14 protein-coding genes and 1 tRNA gene are annotated in these 16,306 nt (G+C 71.0%); 8 read left to right on the top strand and 7 right to left on the bottom strand.

Annotated elements, in window-relative coordinates:
• Positions 1-71: 71 nt before the first annotated feature.
• The 4 genes from SNOUR_RS20525 to SNOUR_RS20510 all read right to left on the bottom strand — a co-directional run bounded on the left by SNOUR_RS20525 (position 72) and on the right by SNOUR_RS20510 (position 4,732).
• Positions 72-416, bottom strand: a complete 345-nt coding sequence (locus SNOUR_RS20525; RefSeq protein ID WP_079142803.1) for a rhodanese-like domain-containing protein — start codon at positions 414-416, stop codon at positions 72-74.
• Positions 417-426: 10 nt separating this feature from the next.
• A complete protein-coding gene (locus SNOUR_RS20520) occupies positions 427-1,392 on the bottom strand; it encodes a J domain-containing protein (protein ID WP_099055712.1) in 966 nt (321 codons plus the stop codon).
• Positions 1,393-1,553: 161 nt separating this feature from the next.
• On the bottom strand, positions 1,554-3,059 hold the full coding sequence (locus tag SNOUR_RS20515; protein ID WP_099055840.1) for a DUF2252 domain-containing protein: 1,506 nt from the start codon (positions 3,057-3,059) through the stop codon (positions 1,554-1,556).
• A 386-nt stretch (positions 3,060-3,445) separates the two neighbouring features.
• On the bottom strand, positions 3,446-4,732 hold the full coding sequence (locus SNOUR_RS20510; RefSeq protein ID WP_067349291.1) for an ABC-2 transporter permease: 1,287 nt from the start codon (positions 4,730-4,732) through the stop codon (positions 3,446-3,448).
• Between the two features lie 188 nt (positions 4,733-4,920).
• On the opposite strand from SNOUR_RS20510, the gene SNOUR_RS20505 reads away from it, so the two are divergent.
• On the top strand, positions 4,921-5,355 hold the full coding sequence (locus SNOUR_RS20505; protein WP_067349288.1) for a MarR family winged helix-turn-helix transcriptional regulator: 435 nt from the start codon (positions 4,921-4,923) through the stop codon (positions 5,353-5,355).
• 123 nt (positions 5,356-5,478) lie between these two features.
• Here the strand turns inward: SNOUR_RS20505 and SNOUR_RS20500 are convergent, their stop codons facing one another.
• A complete protein-coding gene (locus tag SNOUR_RS20500) occupies positions 5,479-5,841 on the bottom strand; it encodes a winged helix-turn-helix transcriptional regulator (RefSeq protein ID WP_039634792.1) in 363 nt (120 codons plus the stop codon).
• A 125-nt stretch (positions 5,842-5,966) separates the two neighbouring features.
• On the opposite strand from SNOUR_RS20500, the gene SNOUR_RS20495 reads away from it, so the two are divergent.
• Entirely contained in the window at positions 5,967-6,617 is a 651-nt protein-coding gene (locus SNOUR_RS20495) for an FMN-dependent NADH-azoreductase (RefSeq protein WP_067349285.1), read from the top strand.
• 249 nt (positions 6,618-6,866) lie between these two features.
• Here SNOUR_RS20495 and SNOUR_RS20490 read toward each other — a convergent pair whose 3' ends face one another.
• Positions 6,867-8,129 (bottom strand): MFS transporter, encoded by a 1,263-nt coding sequence (locus tag SNOUR_RS20490; protein ID WP_079143490.1) that lies wholly within the window; start codon positions 8,127-8,129, stop codon positions 6,867-6,869.
• A 100-nt stretch (positions 8,130-8,229) separates the two neighbouring features.
• On the opposite strand from SNOUR_RS20490, the gene SNOUR_RS20485 reads away from it, so the two are divergent.
• Positions 8,230-9,222, top strand: coding sequence for a LysR family transcriptional regulator (locus tag SNOUR_RS20485; RefSeq protein ID WP_067349282.1), 993 nt, complete (start codon positions 8,230-8,232; stop codon positions 9,220-9,222).
• A 565-nt stretch (positions 9,223-9,787) separates the two neighbouring features.
• On the opposite strand, the gene SNOUR_RS20480 is transcribed toward SNOUR_RS20485, so the two are convergent.
• A tRNA-Leu gene (locus SNOUR_RS20480) sits at positions 9,788-9,871 on the bottom strand.
• 454 nt (positions 9,872-10,325) lie between these two features.
• Between SNOUR_RS20480 and SNOUR_RS20475 the strand changes: the two genes are divergently transcribed.
• The 5 genes from SNOUR_RS20475 (at position 10,326) to SNOUR_RS20455 (ending at position 16,234) form a co-directional block, all read left to right on the top strand.
• Positions 10,326-11,144 carry an FHA domain-containing protein gene (locus SNOUR_RS20475; RefSeq protein WP_067349281.1) on the top strand — a complete coding sequence of 273 codons (819 nt, stop codon included), beginning with the start codon at positions 10,326-10,328 and terminating at the stop codon, positions 11,142-11,144.
• Positions 11,145-11,154: 10 nt separating this feature from the next.
• A complete protein-coding gene (locus SNOUR_RS20470) occupies positions 11,155-11,679 on the top strand; it encodes an FHA domain-containing protein FhaB/FipA (protein WP_067349278.1) in 525 nt (174 codons plus the stop codon).
• A gap of 132 nt (positions 11,680-11,811) precedes the next feature.
• Positions 11,812-13,347 (top strand): PP2C family protein-serine/threonine phosphatase, encoded by a 1,536-nt coding sequence (locus tag SNOUR_RS20465; protein ID WP_067349276.1) that lies wholly within the window; start codon positions 11,812-11,814, stop codon positions 13,345-13,347.
• Positions 13,348-13,370: 23 nt separating this feature from the next.
• The gene (locus SNOUR_RS20460) at positions 13,371-14,768 is read left to right on the top strand and encodes an FtsW/RodA/SpoVE family cell cycle protein (RefSeq protein ID WP_067349274.1); all 1,398 of its coding nucleotides are present in this window, start codon (positions 13,371-13,373) and stop codon (positions 14,766-14,768) included.
• Positions 14,765-16,234, top strand: a complete 1,470-nt coding sequence (locus SNOUR_RS20455; protein ID WP_067349271.1) for a peptidoglycan D,D-transpeptidase FtsI family protein — start codon at positions 14,765-14,767, stop codon at positions 16,232-16,234. Before SNOUR_RS20460 ends, SNOUR_RS20455 begins: the two co-directional genes overlap by 4 nt.
• Positions 16,235-16,306: the final 72 nt, after the last annotated feature.

Genomic DNA, 16,306 nt, shown 5'->3' with positions numbered 1-16,306 from the left:
ACACGGGCCGCCGAAGAAGACCAGGCCCTGCGGGGAGAGCCCCCGAGGGCCTGAAGGAGAGCCCCGAGGACCTAGATGACGGTCCCCACGCCACCCTTGCCGTCCGACACCGGACGCCCGGCCGCCTCCCACGCCTGCATACCGCCCGCGACATTCACCGCGTCGATGCCCTGCTGGATCAAATACTGCGCGACCTGAGCCGACCGACCGCCGACCCGGCACATCACATAGATCTTTCCGCTGTCCGGCGCCGCCTCCGTCAACTCCCCGTAACGGGCGACGAATTCGCTCATCGGAATGTGCAGCGCGCCCTCGGCGTGCCCGGCCGCCCACTCGTCGTCCTCACGGACGTCCAGGAGGAAGTCCTCGGGCGTGAGGACATCGACACCGACCGTGGGCACAGAACCAAAATGCATACTCCCGACGCTACCCGACCAGCTGGGCGAGGTACGCCTCGCGTTCCCGGACATCGGCCATCAGCTTCTCGGCGATCTCGTCCAGCAGAGCATCCGGATCGTCCGGCGCCATCCTGATCATCGAGCCGATCGCGCTGGCCTCCAGCTCCGCGACGACGGAAGCCAGCAGCTCCTTGCGCTCGGCCAGCCACTCCAGCCGGGCATAGAGCTCCTCGCTCTCGCTCGGCCGACGCTCGGCGGGCGCCGGACCGGCCTCCCACTCCCGCACCAGCTCCCGCAGCAACGCCTCGTCGCCCCGCCCGTACGCAGCGTTGACCCGCGCGATGAACCCGTCCCGACGGGCCCGCTCCGCGTCGTCCCGCGCCAGGTCCGGATGCGCCCGGCGCACCAGGTCGCGGTAGAGCTTGCGGGCCTCCTCGCCGGGCCGCACCTTCGGCGGCGGCTGAACCGGCTGATCCGTGAGCATCGCCTGCGCCTCGGGGAACAGCCCCTCCGACCCGAGCCAGCCGTGGAACAGCTCCTCCACCTGCGGCATCGGCAGCACCGACGCACGTGCCTCGCGGGCCTTACGGATGTCCTCGGGGTCGCCGGAGCGCGCCGCCACGGCCTCCGCGATCTGCGCATCCAGCTCGTCCAGCCACGCGTACATGGGGCCGAGCCGCTGGTGGTGCAGCCGGGAGAAGTTCTCCACCTCCACCCGGAAGGTCTCCACCGCGATCTCGAACTCGATCAGGGCCTGCTCGGCCGCCAGCACGGCCTTCGCCAGCCGCCGGGTCGCCTCGTCCCGACCATCCGCGCTCTCACCCGCGCCCTGCGGGCCCCCGCCGGGAGCGGGGGCATCCCCGTCGCCCCGCTCGGCGCCCGGCACCGCCCCGCGGGCATCCGCCGCCCGCGGTTCGGCCGGGGCGCCGGGTGTCCCCGGTACGTCCGATCGGTCCTGGCCGTCCTGCGCGTTCTCCGCGTGCGAGTTCGTCACCTGGTCAGCGTACGGCCCGGGGGGTGCAGCCACCTGACCGCACCGGGGGGCCTCGGGGCCCCTCCCCACCCGGCCCCCTCCCCACCCACCCCCACGCCTCGCCCTCACCACCACCCCGCCCCGCAAAGCCCCCGGAAGGCCCCGGAAGGACTCCCTCGCCGTTACACCCCGCTCTCCGCCGCGACGCGACCGCTGCGTATCGCCGCGACCAGGTCCGCGTGATCCGCTTCCGTGCGCTCCGCGTAGGCCAGCGCGAAGGCCGCTATCGCCTCATCGAGTGCCTCGCCCTTGCCGCAGTAGCCGGCCACTACACGAGGGTCGGCACTGTGGGCGTGTGCGCGTGCCAGGAGTGCACCGGTCATCCGGGCGTAGTCGTCGAGTTGCCCGTCCGACAGCCGGGCCGGATCCACGCTGCCCTTGCGGTTCCGGAACTGCCGTACCTGGAAAGGCAGTCCCGTGCCCAGACCGTCCGGCGCCCCCGCGCCACTCGACCGTTCCTTCCCGGCGACGCCATGGACGCCGGATGCACCGCGTATGCCGTGTGCGCCGTGTATACCGTCCGTCGTGCCCTCCCGTACCGTCGTCCATCCCAGCAGCAGGTCGCTGACCACCTGCATCCGTCGCTGTCCGAGCACCACGCGCCGGCCCTCGTGTTCCGCCGGGGGTGCGGGGAAGCCGACCTTCGCCACATAGGGCGCCAGTATCGAGCGGCGGGCCTCCTTCACCTGGAGGACCAAGGGCTCGCCACGGTGGTCCAGCAGCAGCACCACGTATGACCGCAGTCCGACGCTGCCGGTGCCGACTATCCGGAAGGCGACGTCGTGCACCGCGTACCGGGCCAGCAGCGGCAGTCGGTCCTCGGGAAGCGTCTCCAGATAGCCGGCGAGCGACGAGGCGACCGCTGCCGCCTCCGCGTCCGGTACCCGGCGCAGCACCGGCGGCGCGTCGACGAACCGTATGCCGCCGTCCGGTCCGCGCTCGGTGGATTTCGCCGCGAACCGTGCGCTGGTGTTCTTGCGTGCCTTGGCCTCGACCCGTTCGAGGGTGCCCAGCAGGTCCCGGGCATCGGTGTGCGAGACCAGTTCCTCGTCGGCGATGGCGTTCCACGCTTCGGTCACCGGGAGCTTTGCCAGCAGCCGCATGGTGCGCCGGTAGGCGCCGGCGGCGTCCTGCGCCGCGGCCTTGCAGTCGTCCTCGCTCGCGCCCGCCTCCCGGCCGGCGAGGACTATCGACGTCGCGAGCCGTTTGACGTCCCATTCCCAGGGGCCGTGGACGGTTTCGTCGAAGTCGTTGAGGTCGATGACCAGGCCGCCGCGGGCGTCCGCGTAGAGGCCGAAGTTCGCGGCGTGCGCGTCTCCGCAGATCTGGGCCCCGATGCCGGTGACAGGGCTTTCCGCCAGGTCGTGGGCCATGAGTCCGGCCGAGCCGCGGAGGAAGGCGAAGGGGCTGGCGGCCATCCGCCCGACCCTGATGGGCGTCAGCTCGGGCAGCCGCCCGGCGTTGGATTCCTCGACCGACGCCACCGCGTCGGGGCGCCCGGCCGTGATCCGCAGAACGGCCTGTGCGTCGCGGGGCAGTTGGTCCCGCAGTGCCCGGCCCACGGCCTTGGCCGACGGCCCTTCCGCGTCCGCCTTTGCGAACCCCGGTACGTATGGCACGCGTGTCATGGCGGCCACCTCCCCCTTCGTGCCCTTGGTTTCGCGCGGCATCCCTGGTGTGCCCCGGCACACCGGCATCCCCCGCGTCCGTCCGACTCGGCGGCCTGTGCGGCTCGCCGGGCACTGACGTTACCGACAACGGCCCGGCGTCCGTCGGGCCTGTGGATAGCTCTCGGAGGCGGACGGGGGGGGACGGCCGGAGGGCACAGATCGGACCGCCGGGCACTCCCAGAAAGGACAGGCGGAAGCGAGGGCGAGAGCGAGGAAGGGGGCGACGAAGGGAGCGAGGAAAAGCGGGGAAGAGGCAACAAAAGGGGCGAAGCAAGCGGAGAAGCAAGCGGAGGCGGAAGCGGCCGGGCGAAATGGCCCGGCCGCTTCAGCGTTGGCGGCGTCGGCTAGACGCCCACGGCCTCTTCCATCTCCTCTTCCATCTCCTCTTCCATCTCCTCTTCCGTTTCGCTGTCGCGCTGCGCGGTGGGCCGTGCAGAGGCCCGTTCCGGGGTGCGTCCCGGGGCTCGTTCGGGGGTGCGTTCCGGCATCGTGGCGGCTACCGCGGCGGCGGCCACCGCGCCGGCGTTGGCCACTGCTTCGGCCTCGGCCGTGCGTCGCCGCTGCTCGGTGAGAGCCGCCGCGGCGACCATCAGCAGGCCGACGAGCAGCCATCCCGCGAGCGTCCAGACGTGGCCGGCGAGGCCGTGGCCGGCGAAGTAGACGTGGCTGCGGGTGCCTTCCACGAAGCCGGCGCCGTTCCAGAAGGAGTGCAGGGCGGCGAAGAAGCCGTTCTGCATCTCGGGGCGGAAGATGCCGCCGGAGGAGGTGAAGTTGAGCATCACGAAGAGCACCATCACGCCGAGCGTGGTCCAGCGCTTGAGGAAGGTGTGCAGGCCGGTGCCGATGAGCAGGATGCCGGCGGAGTACAGCCAGGCCATGCCCCACAGTGCCCACAGGCCGTGGTCGACGAGGTGGAAGACCGGTCCGGCGAAGAGGGTCCCGATGACGGCGACCACGAGGGATGTGCCGGTCGCCAGGGCGGCGCGGATCCGCATCGGGAGGACGGCGCCGGCGCCGCCGATGACCGCGACGGAGGCGTAGGAGCCGATGCTGAGGGCGACGAGCAGGAAGAAGATGCCCTGTCCGGTGGGGTCGTGCGCGGCGGTCGGTGCGATGTCGGTGACCTTCAGCGGGTCGCCTTGTCGGGCGGCGAGCGGGGTGAAGATCTTCTGGACGACGGTGGCGCTGGTGTCGGATCCGGCGGTGGCCACCAGGAGTTCGGGGCCGTGTGGTGCGTCGCCTGTTCGGGAGAGGGCGGCCCGGTTGGTGGTGCCGTTGCCGTTGGCTTGGTTGCCGCCGGCCAGGTAGGCGCCGAAGATCTCCTGGTTCTTCAACTGGCCGACGGCGGTGGCCCGGTCGGGGACGGTGCGTGCTTCGAGTTCGCCGTGTGCCTTGTCGTTGATGGTCTGGGCGAGTACTTGGGCGTGCGTGCCGGTTCCGACGATGGCGACGGGCAGGTGGTGCGGTGACGGGTTGGCGAAGGCGCCCAGGTAGGCGAGTCCCATCCCGATGCACATCAGGAGCGGGGTGATCAGGTGTGTCACCACGTGGCGCAGGTCGCCGGGCCGGACCGGGTGCCGGTCGCTGCGGTGGTCGCTTCGGTGGTCGGGACGTCGTCGGTCCGCGGTCATGGGCAAGCCTTCTCAGTAGTCGTCCGGGCCGGTTGTGTGGTGGGCCGGTCGTCGTTCAGCTGTGGCCGGTGGGTTGTGGCTCCGGTGCCCGGGCGAGCGGGCGGACGCCCCGCCAATAGTTGGCTACTACAACTCTCAGGTCACGTTGTACTATACAACTAGTTTCCCGAAAGGCAAAGGCGACCCCCGTGACCCACCGCGACGCTTCCGTCGAGACCATCCAGCAGGAGATGACCGCGTTCGCCCGGCGCGCCCGCGCGACCGCCGCCCGGATGCACCCCGAGCTCTCCCTGGTGTCCTACACCCTGCTCGCGCACCTCGATGACCAGCAGGGATGCCGCGCCACCGATCTGGCGGCGCACTACTACCTGGACAAGTCCACGGTCAGCCGACAGATCGCGGCGCTGGAGAAGCTCGGATTCGTCGAGCGGCGCGTCGATCCGGACGACCACCGCGTCCAGGTCCTGCACCCCACCGAGGAGGGCGCCCAGGTGCTCGCCCAGGTGACCGCCAGCCGCCGCCAGGCGTTCCACGAGCGGCTCGCCGACTGGGGCGAGGAGGACCTCGACCGGTTCGCCTCGTACCTGGTGCGCTACAACGCCGCCCAGGAGCGGCTCGGTTGACCCAGCGGGAGGGGCGCGACCGACCCTCCCGTAGAGGCCTCGACCGAACCGCCGGAAGGGGTGCGACCGCCCCACGGGGAGCGACTCGACCACCGTCTCGGGAGCGGAGCCCGGCCCGCGGCGCTACTTCCGGAAGCGCTCCGGGCACTGTCCCCCGTCGGCGAGGTAGGTCTCGGCCCAGCGGCCCAGTTCCTTGAGGGCGGGCTCCATGGCGCGGCCGGCCTCGGTGAGCCGGTAGGAGACCCGCAGCGGCGGTCCGGCGTCGACCTCGCGGACGACCAGGCCGGTCGCCGCCAGCTCCATCAGGCGGTCGGAGAGCATCCGCTCACTGATGCCGGGGATGGCGCGCCGCAGGTCGGCGAAGTGGACGGGGCCGGGCATGAGAGTGGCCACGATCAGGCCCGTCCAGCGCTTTCCGAACAGTTCGAAGACGCGCGTCATACCGCCGTCGACCTGCCTGCACATCGCCTCACCGTGGTCCGCCATACACCCAGGGTACCGCCCTCCCGTTGGCTACTGCAGAAAAGTAAGTTCCTGTGCTATGAATAGTGACGTACGGAATTCAACTAGTGGTCGGTCCCGCCCGGCCACATAGCGAAGGACCGATCCCCATGGCCACGCTTCTGCTCATCGACTCTTCCGTCTTCCCCGAGGGCGGCTCCGCCTCCCGTGCGGTGACCGCCGCGTTCCGCAAGACCTGGGAGGAGCAGCACCCCGACGGCACCGTCATCCACCGCGACCTGGCCGCCGACCCGCTGCCGCACCTCGACGCCGTCGCCGCCTCCGCCGGCTTCTCCGACCCGGCCACGCACACCCCGGAACAGCAGGCCGCCTTCGCGCTGCGCACCCAGCTGGCCGAGGAACTGGAGCAGGCCGACGCCATCGTCATAGGCGCGCCCATGTACAACTTCACGATCCCCTCGACCCTGAAGGCGTGGCTCGACCAGACGATCATCATGGGCCGCACCGCCGGCGAGAACGCGTCGGCGAAGGGCAAGCCGGTCGTGGTGGTCGCCAGCCGCGGCGGCTCCTACGCGCCGGGCACCCCGCGCGAGCCTTTCGAGTACGTCCAGAACTACCTGGAGGCCGTCCTGAACGGCGGCTTCGGCCTGGAGGTGGAGTTCATCGTGCCGGAGCTGACCATGGCCCCCAGCAACCCGGCGATGGCCGAGCTGGTCCCGCTGTTCGAGACCTCCCGCGCCGAGGCCCACGAGCAGGCGGAGGCCAAGGCCAAGGAGCTGATCGCGCGCTTCGCCGCCTGAGCGGGGACCGCGCCGCCTGACGGGAGGCTCGCCCGGACCGAGCCGGTCCGATCCGTGGGCCGCGCCGTCCGGCGCCCCGAGGGGGAACGGTTGTGCCCCGCCTGCCCCCTGGGCGGGGCTGACCGCTCCCGGCCTGTGGTTCCGCCCCCGCCCGGGCCCGCGTCCCGTCCACCTCACCCCGTGGCCGTGGCACCATCTCGCCCCCGTGGCGTCACCTCGTCCCCCTGACACCACCCCACGGCGCTGGCGTCACCCCGTGGCCGCCGCCCCCCGGCCCGGGCTCCTGCCCAGCGCCGCGGCCAGCAGCGCGCCCGCCGCGAGCCCGCCGCCCAGCCCGATCACGCCGCCGGTCCCCCAGCCGTCCGCGGCCAGCCCGCCGATCAGCGCGCCCAGCGCGATGGCTGCGTTGAACACCGCCACGAACAGCGCCGAGGCCGCCTCCCGGGCGTCCGGCGCAGCCGCCATCAGCCAGGTCTGCGTACTGACCGAGACGCCCCCGTAGGCCAGGCCCCAGACGGCCACCAGGGCCGCGGCGCCCAGGACACCGGCGGCGTGCCCCATCGGGGGCACCAGCAGGACCGCGGTGGTCAGCACCGCGCAGATCGCCAGCAGTGTGGCCCGCGGGGCGCGGGCCGCGCCGGCGCCGGCCAGGAAGTTTCCCACCAGCCCGGCGACCCCGAAGGCGAGCAGCACGGTGCCGACCTGTCCGGGCCGCGCACCGGCCACCGCCTCCAGGACCGGCCGCACATAGGTGTACGCGGCGAAGTGCCCCGCCACCAGGAGCGCGACGAGCACCAGTCCGGTGCGCAACGGAGGACGGCGCAGCAGCCCCAGCACCCCGTCCAGCCGCACCGCGCGGGGCGCCGGCAACGGTGGCAGCAGCACGACCAGCGCGACCAGGACCACGGTGCAGACCCCGGCCATCGCCGCGAACGCCGCGCGCCAGCCGCCCAGTTCACCCACCAACGCGCCGGCCGGCACACCCAGGACGGATGCCGCGGCGACCCCGCTGAATATCAGGGACGTGGCCGCGGCCACCCGCCGCTCGGGCACCAGCCGTACCGCGAGCCCCGAGGCGATCGCCCACACCCCGCCCATCCCGAGCCCCACCAGTACCCGGGCCACCAGCAGCACCGCGACGTTGGGGGCGTAGACGGCCAGCAGGTTCGCCACGGTCAACGTGCCCATCAGGGCGGCCAGGACGGTGCGCCGGTCCCGGCGCCCGATCAGCAGCGTCAGCACCGGTGCGGCGAGGGCGGCGACCACGCCGGTGACGGTCACCGTCAGCCCGGCCGTCCCGTCCGACACCCCCAGGTCCCGGCCGATCGGCGTCAGCAGGCCCACCGGCAGCATCTCCGATGTCACCACCGTGAACGTCCCCGCCGCCAGCGCCCCGACCGCCGCCCACCCACCGCGCCGGCGCCTCGACTCTCCGTCTGCCGCGTCCCGTTGGAGATCCTTCACCGTGCCGGTGGCAGCCGCGCCGGTCACCGCACTCTCGCTCTTCGCCATGGCTCCCAGCGTTCCGGCGCCGCCGCGGGGGAACAACGGCGAACTCCTCACCCTTCTATGAGCAGGACTCATCGATCGACCGCACCTGGAGGAGGAGCGCATGAGCGGCCCGACCGCCCCCGCCGGCCCCGCCGGCGCTCCCGGCCTCGAACTCCGCGAGTTGGAGTGCTTCCTGGTGCTCTCCGAGGAGCTGCACTTCGGCCGTACCGGGGAGCGCCTCTACGTCTCCCAGAGCCGGGTCAGTCAGCTGCTGCGCGCCCTGGAGTCCCGGATCGGGGCGCGGCTGGTGGACCGCACCAGCCGCCGGGTCCGTCTGACGCCGCTGGGCGAGGAGTTCCACGCGTCCCTGCGCCCGGCCTACGACGCGCTGCGCGCCACGGTGGAGGGCGCCCGTACGGCCGCCCGCGGCATCGAGGGCCGGTTGACCGTCGGCTTCCAGGGCACCGCCGACGACCGGGTCATGCGGGCGATCGACGCCTTCCACGCCCGGCATCCGGGGTGCGCCACGCAGATCGTGGAGATCCCGCTGTGCGACCCGTTCGGTGCGCTGCGCAGCGGTGCGGTGGACGTGGCGGTGACGCTGCTCCCGGTGGCCGAGCCGGATCTCGTCCTGGGTCCGGTGTTCTCGGCGCAGCGGCAGACGGTCGCGCTGTCCGTGCGGCATCCGCTGGCGTCCCGTGCGTCCCTGAGTGCCGAGGAGCTGGCGGGGCTGCCCCTGATTGCCCCGGACGGGCCGGCGCCGGTGTACTGGCGCACCGCGCAGGCGCCCCTCGCGACCCCTGAGGGCCGGCCCGTTCCGGCCGGTCCCCGGGTCAGCACGTTGCAGGAGGGGTTGACGCTGACCGCGGCGGGCCGGGGCGGGATGCTGCTGTGCCGGCCGACGGCGGACTACCACGGGCGCCGTGACGTGGTCTTCGTCCCGGTCACCGGCCTCCCCGACTCGGTGCTGGGCGTGGTGCACCACGCGGCCCGGGAAACCGCCCGGGTCCGGGCCTTCACCGCCGCGGTGCGGGAGGTGACGGCGGCCGGTACCTCCCCGCGCCCGCGCCACCGGCCGGACACCGTGAACGGCGAAGCACGGCAAGGGGGGTGATGGAGGGATGTGACGCGGCGAACGCCGAGCGCAGCAGGGGGTCCCGCCCGGCGGTCCCGGTCAGCAGCGCGCAGCGGGAGGCGTCGAGGTCCAGGGCGGAGATGCCGTAACCGTTCAGCCAGCGGTGCCGGCGGCGGGCGGGAGCGCGGCGTCGATCCGGTTCCGCGGGCAGTGCCCGCGCGGCGTCTCCGGCGAGGCATCAGGGGGCGCAGGAGTTGCGTGCAGGGGCGGACGGGCCGCGGTCGATGTCGGCGACGGCCGCGCGCCTTCGTCCGCCGCATGGCGGCCGACGTCCTCCCTCCGGCCCGAACCCGCCTTGCCTGTAGTCAATGTCACACCCCGGCGGGGCCGGCTCGCCGCCTCCACCACGACAGCCCTGTCTGCGCCCGCGGCAGTCGGCATCCGCCCGGCCGCCACCTCGAACACAGCCGCGGCACCGGCCGACAGAACAGCGGCGGCCCCCCGCCGTTCGCAGGGAGGCCGCCGCCGAACCACATAAACAACGAGGCCGGTTGATCCGACTTCCGTCGAACCAACCGGCCTCGTATGGTCAGATGACCATCTGTGCGCGAGGGGGGAGTTGAACCCCCACGCCCTTTCGGGCACTGGAACCTGAATCCAGCGCGTCTGCCTATTCCGCCACCCGCGCATGGGTGCTGTCGGTTTATTCTCTCACGCGATCCGGGCCGTTCGGTCCGGGTCTTGCGGGAGCGCCTTCCGACATCGAGAACACTAGCACGCTGTTGGGGGTGTCTTCACACGCCTTTTCCCCGGTCCCCGGCCTGCGGGAGTGCGAGGGCACTCGGAGGCGACTCCGCGCGTTCTCCGGAGGGCCACCTGCGACGCTGGCCTGAGTCGGCCCCCGCCCCCTCGGTCGGGTCGGCGGTTGCGGGACACTGTTAACGGGGCACATCTACGATCGCAGTGCACAGGAAGCGGCGTAGGGAGGCGACGAGGAGGACGACGGGCACCGGGCAACCCTGTGGTGGGCGACACTCGTCCTCCAGGCAGGAAAGGGGAACCAGCCGATTTCCCGGCGCGTGGATACGATCAGTAAGCAGTATCAGGGCGACCCTGACGAAGACTGAGGAAGGAGGTGCCCCGTGGGAGTACTGAAGCGTTTCGAGCAGCGTCTCGAAGGTCTCGTCAACGGCACCTTCGCCAAGGTGTTCAAGTCCGAAGTGCAGCCCGTCGAGATCGCCGGCGCGCTGCAGCGCGAGTGCGACAACAACGCCAGCATCTGGAACCGCGACCGCACGGTCGTCCCCAACGACTTCATCGTCGAGCTGAGCACTCCGGACTACGAGCGGCTGAGCCCGTACAGCGGCCAGCTCGGCGACGAGCTGTCGGGCATGGTCCGCGACTACGCCAAGCAGCAGCGGTACACCTTCATGGGCCCGATCAAGGTCCATCTGGAGAAGGCCGAGGATCTCGACACCGGTCTGTACCGCGTCCGCAGCCGCACCCTCGCGTCCAGCACGTCCCAGGACCGTCCCGGTCAGGCCGCGGCGGCCCGCGCCACCGGGGCGCCGAACCCTCCCGGTGGTCATGTGGCGCCGCCCATGCCGTCGTCCCCGCCGCCCGGTGCGGCGCCCGTGCCCCGTACGGGAGCGCCCGGTGCCGGGCCGCAGCCGCACGCGCAGACCCGGCGCTGGATCGAGATCAACGGCACCCGTCACCAGATTTCCCGCCCGACCATGGTGCTGGGCCGCAGCACCGACGCCGACGTGCGGATCGACGACCCCGGGGTCTCCCGGCGGCACTGTGAGATCCGGGTCGGCACGCCCGCCACGGTCCAGGATCTGGGTTCCACCAACGGCATCGTGGTGGACGGGCAGCACACCACCCGCGCTAGTCTCCGCGACGGCTCGCGGATCGTCGTGGGCAGTACCACCATCGTTTACCGGCAAGCCGAAGGGTGAAGCGGGGGCAATGTCAGAGCTGACCCTCACGGTCATGCGGTTGGGTTTCCTCGCCGTACTGTGGCTGTTCGTCATCGTGGCCGTTCAGGTCATCCGCAGCGATCTGTTCGGCACGCGTGTCACACAGCGCGGCGCCGCCCGCCGCGGCGGGCCGGAACCGCGCACCCAGCGCCAGGCTGCCCCCCAGCAGCAGCGCCGCCAGGAGAGCGGCGGTCGCGGCGGGAACCGGCAGCGGCGCGGGGCCCCCACCAAGCTGGTGGTCTCCGAGGGCACGCTGGCCGGTACGACCGTCGCCCTCCAGGGCCAGACGATCACCCTGGGGCGGGCGCACGACTCCACCATCGTGCTGGACGACGACTACGCGTCCAGCAGGCATGCCAGGATCTACCCGGACCGCGACGGCCAGTGGATCGTCGAGGACCTCGGTTCCACGAACGGCACGTACCTTGACCGGACCCGACTGACGACCGCGACTCCGATTCCCCTGGGAGCCCCGATCCGCATCGGCAAGACCGTCATCGAGCTGCGGAAGTAGTACGACAATGAGCGAGCGGAGCGAGCGAGCCGTAACGGTCCACTCGGCGGACCCGGGCGTGCTCCCGACCGGAGGGTGGGCAGTGTGGCTCGACGAGACCGGCTGTACCCCGAGCCGACGGGTGAGGTGCGCATGAGTCTGTCGCTGCGCTTCGCCGCCGGATCGCACAAGGGCATGATCCGCGAGGGCAACGAGGACTCCGGCTATGCCGGGCCCCGGCTGCTCGCCATCGCGGACGGCATGGGCGGCCAGGCCGCCGGTGAGGTCGCCTCGTCCGAGGTGATCTCCACGCTCGTCCAGCTCGACGACGACGTTCCCGGCTCCGACATCCTCACCTCGCTGGGCACCGCGGTGCAGCGCGCCAACGACCAGCTGCGGGTGATGGTCGAGGAGGATCCGCAGCTGGAGGGCATGGGCACGACCCTGACCGCGCTGCTGTGGACGGGCCAGCGGCTCGGTCTGGTGCACGTCGGTGACTCCCGGGCGTATCTGCTGCGGGACGGGATGCTCACCCAGATCACGCAGGACCACACGTGGGTGCAGCGGCTGGTCGACGAGGGCCGGATCACCGAGGAGGAGGCCACCACCCATCCGCAGCGGTCGCTGCTGATGCGGGCGCTGGGCAGTGGCGATCATGTCGAACCGGACCTGTCGATCCGCGAGGTGCGGGCCGGGGACCGGTACCTGATCTGCTCGGACGGGTTGTCCGGGGTGGTCAGCCACCAGACGCTGGAAGAGACCCTGGCCGGTTACCAGGGGCCGCACGAGACGGTGCAGGAGCTGATCCAGCTCGCGCTGCGCGGCGGTGGGCCGGACAACATCACCTGCATCGTCGCCGACGTCCTGGACGTGGACGGCAACGAGGCGGCGGCCGGGCAGCTCAACGACACCCCGGTGGTGGTCGGTGCGGTCGCCGAGAACCAGCACCAGCTGAACGACCCCAGCACGCTCCAGACGCCGGCGGCGCGCGCCGCCGAGCTGGGCCGCCGGGACGCGCAGCCCGCGCCGGGGGGTGCCTTCGGGCCGCCCGGCAGCGGGGACCCGGAGGTCGGCGGGATGCCGCAGGGCTCGTTCGGGGCGTTCACGGACGAGGACTTCCTCAAGCCGCGGCGGCGCGGCAAGTGGCTGAAGGCGTCGCTGTTCACGGTGCTGGCGCTGGGGGTGATCGGCGGAGGGCTGTACGGGGGCTACCAGTGGACGCAGACGCAGTATTTCGTCGGCGCCAAGGACGATCATGTCGCGCTGTACCGGGGCATCAGCCAGGACCTGGCGTGGATCAAGCTGAACGCGGTCGACGAGGACCACCCCGAGATCGAACTCAAGTACCTGCCGGTGTACCAGCGCAACCAGGTCAAGGAGACCATCGCGGTCGACAACCGCAACCAGGCGAGCGAGAAGGTCGTCGAGCTCGGCAAGCAGGCCGGCGCCTGTCAGGCGAAGGAGCAGCGCGAGGCCGCCGAGCGGGCGGCCGGGGCCGCCAAGGGCAAGGGCGGCCAGGCCGGTAAGCCCGGTGGCACGCCGACGACCGGCGCCAAGCCGGGCACCGCCGGTAACGGCGTGGCCGGCACACTGTCCGCGACGGCCGGCACGACCCCCACACCGACCCCCAGCCAGACGCCCTCCGAGGAGCAGCAGAAGCTGGAGAAGAATTGCAGCACCCAGCAGTGAGGGCGTAGAGGGCCGGAGATTTCATGAGCAGTACAACCACCACGACGACTGTGGGCACGTTCGCCGCCCCGAGTCGTCGCAACACCGAGCTGGCCCTGCTCGTCTTCGCGGTGCTGATCCCGGTGTTCGCCTACGTCAACGTCGGCCTGGCGAAGGACGGTTCGGTGCCCGCGGGGGCGCTGGGCTACACGCTGGGGCTGGGGTTGCTGGCGGGGGTCACGCACCTGGTCGTCCGTAAGTGGGCGCCGTATGCGGACCCGCTGATGCTGCCCATCGCGACGTTGCTGAACGGCCTGGGGCTGGTGTTCATCTGGCGGCTGGACCAGGAGCCGAAGATCAGCACCCCGCAGCTGGGCGGTGCCATGGCACCGGGTCAGTTGATGTGGTCGACGCTGGGCGTCGCGCTCTTCCTCGGTGTGCTGGTCTTCCTCAAGGATCACCGGGTCCTGCAGCGCTACACCTACATCTCGATGGTGGTGGCGCTGGTCCTGCTGATCGCCCCGATCTTCTTCCCGGCCCGGTTCGGCGCGCGCATCTGGATCACGATTCCCGGTGTCGGTTCGCTGCAGCCCGGCGAGTTCGCGAAGATCATCATCGCGATCTTCTTCGCGGGCTATCTGATGGTGAAGCGGGACGCGCTGGCGCTGGCCAGCCGCCGCTTCATGGGCATGTATCTGCCGCGCGGCCGGGACCTCGGCCCGATTCTGGTCATCTGGGCGCTCAGCCTGATGATCCTGGTCTTCGAGACCGACCTGGGCACCTCGCTGCTCTTCTTCGGCCTCTTCGTGATCATGCTGTACGTCGCCACCGAGCGCACCAGCTGGATCGTTTTCGGTCTGCTGTTGAGCGCCGGTGGTGCGGTCGCCGTGGCCACCTTCGAGTCGCATGTGCAGGTGCGTGTCCACAACTGGCTCAACCCGTTGGAGCTGCAGAACGGCGGTGTGACGGAGACCGCGCAGGCGATGTACTCCTTCGGCTCCGGCGGCATCCTCGGGTCCGGTCTCGGACAGGGCTACTCCCGGCTCATCGGCGGTATCGCCCCGAAGAGCGACTACATCCTCGCCACCGTCGGCGAAGAGATCGGCCTGGCCGGTCTGATGGGGATCCTGCTGCTGTACGGCCTGCTCATCGAGCGCGGTATCCGTACGGCGCTGGCGGCGCGCGACCCGTTCGGCAAGCTGCTGGCGGTCGGCCTGTCGGGAGCCTTCGCGCTGCAGGTCTTCGTCGTCGCGGGCGGTGTGACGGGGCTCATCCCGCTGACGGGTATGACGATGCCGTTCCTGGCCCAAGGTGGCTCGTCCGTGATCGCCAACTGGGCGCTGGTGGGGATCCTGCTTCGGATCAGTGACACCGCGCGCCGTCCCGCTCCCGCCCCCGCTCCGTCCACCGACGCCGAGATGACCCAGGTGGTCCGCCCGTGAACAAGCCCCTGCGACGGGTCGCGGTCTTCTGCGGCCTGCTCGTCCTCGCCCTGCTCGTCCGTGTGAACTGGGTGCAGTTCGTCCAGAGCGACCAGCTCAAGAACGATCCGCACAACAGGCGGGTGGCGATCGAGCGGTACAGCACGCCGCGCGGCAACATCATCGTCGACGGCAAGGCCATCACCGGTTCGACGACGACGGACAGTGGTGACTTCAAGTACAAGCGGACGTACAAGAACGGCAAGATGTGGGCGCCGGTCACCGGCTACGCATCGCAGGCCTTCGACTCCAACCAGTTGGAGAAGCTGAACGACGCGATCCTGACGGGCACTGACGACCGGCTCTTCTTCAGCCGCACGGTGGACATGTTCACCGGTGGCAAGCAGAAGGGCGGGAACGTGGTGACCACCCTCGACGCCAAGGCGCAGAAGGCGGCCTTCGACGGGCTCGGGGACAAGAAGGGCGCGGTGGTGGCGCTCAACCCAGAGACCGGGGCGATCCTGGCGCTGGCCAGCACGCCGTCGTACGACCCGTCGACGTTCGCGGGGATGACGGACAAGGACGCCGAGGCGTACAACGCGCTGCAGAAGAAGAACAACCCGGACGAGCCGATGCTGAACCGGGCGCTGCGGCAGACGTACCCGCCCGGTTCGACGTTCAAGGTGGTCACCGCGGCGGCGGCGCTGGAGAACGGCCTGTACACCGACCCGGACGCCAAGACGGACTCGCCGGTGCCGTACATCCTGCCGGACACCGTGCACCAGCCGCTGAACAACGAGGGCAACATCCCCTGCGAGAACGCGACGCTGCGGGTGGCGCTGCAGTACTCCTGCAACACCGTCTTCGGCAAGATCAGTGCGGATCTCGGCAACGCGAAGATGAAGGCCGAGGCGGAGAAGTTCGGCTTCAACGACGCGAAGATCGACACTCCGGTGCGGGCCGCGGAGAGCGTCTTCCCGAAGGACAACCGGCCGCAGAATGCGATGGCCGGTATCGGGCAGGCGTCGAACCGTGCCACGCCGTTGCAGATGGCAATGGTGGCGTCGGCGGTCGCCAACGGCGGGAAGCTGATGAAGCCGTACATGGTCGAGTCGCTGGTGGCGCCGAACCTCAACGTCGTGCAGCAGCACACGCCGCAGGAGCTGGGCCGGCCGCTGAAGCCGGAGAACGCGCAGAAGCTCCAGAGCATGATGGAGACCGTGGTCAAGGACGGCACGGGTCAGTCGGCGCAGATCGACGGCGTGACGGTCGGTGGCAAGACCGGTACCGCGCAGCACGGTGAGAACAACAAGGACAATCCGTACGCCTGGTTCATCTCGTATGCGAAGACCGCGAAGGGCACTCCGGTCGCGGTGGCGGTGGTGATCGAGGGGTCGGACACCCTCCGTGACGACATCGCCGGTGGCAAGCTCGCCGCTCCGATCGCGAAGGGCGTGATGGAGGCGGTCATCGAAGGCCAGCGGTGACGCGGGTCATGGCGATACCGGTCACGTATCAGGTTGCGGCTCCGGTCCGGTCCGGTCCGGCGTGCCGGGTAC

It is taken from the genome of Streptomyces noursei ATCC 11455 (assembly GCF_001704275.1).
GTDB classification, from domain to species: Bacteria; Actinomycetota; Actinomycetes; order Streptomycetales; family Streptomycetaceae; genus Streptomyces; species Streptomyces noursei.
The sequence above is the reverse complement of the archived record's forward strand: the minus strand, read 5'-3'. Positions and strand labels throughout refer to the sequence as shown.

Excerpts from the sequence above, each read along its gene's own strand:
- SNOUR_RS20525 (WP_079142803.1), bottom strand. The coding sequence starts at position 416 with ATGCATTTTGGTTCTGTGCCCACGGTCGGTGTCGATGTCCTCACGCCC.
- SNOUR_RS20485 (WP_067349282.1), top strand. The coding sequence starts at position 8,230 with ATGAGCGGCCCGACCGCCCCCGCCGGCCCCGCCGGCGCTCCCGGCCTC.
- SNOUR_RS20460 (WP_067349274.1), top strand. The coding sequence starts at position 13,371 with ATGAGCAGTACAACCACCACGACGACTGTGGGCACGTTCGCCGCCCCG.
- SNOUR_RS20515 (WP_099055840.1), bottom strand. The coding sequence starts at position 3,059 with ATGACACGCGTGCCATACGTACCGGGGTTCGCAAAGGCGGACGCGGAA.
- SNOUR_RS20470 (WP_067349278.1), top strand. The coding sequence starts at position 11,155 with ATGTCAGAGCTGACCCTCACGGTCATGCGGTTGGGTTTCCTCGCCGTA.
- SNOUR_RS20490 (WP_079143490.1), bottom strand. The coding sequence starts at position 8,129 with ATGGCGAAGAGCGAGAGTGCGGTGACCGGCGCGGCTGCCACCGGCACG.
- SNOUR_RS20510 (WP_067349291.1), bottom strand. The coding sequence starts at position 4,732 with ATGACCGCGGACCGACGACGTCCCGACCACCGAAGCGACCACCGCAGC.
- SNOUR_RS20495 (WP_067349285.1), top strand. The coding sequence starts at position 5,967 with ATGGCCACGCTTCTGCTCATCGACTCTTCCGTCTTCCCCGAGGGCGGC.
- SNOUR_RS20500 (WP_039634792.1), bottom strand. The coding sequence starts at position 5,841 with ATGGCGGACCACGGTGAGGCGATGTGCAGGCAGGTCGACGGCGGTATG.
- SNOUR_RS20465 (WP_067349276.1), top strand. The coding sequence starts at position 11,812 with ATGAGTCTGTCGCTGCGCTTCGCCGCCGGATCGCACAAGGGCATGATC.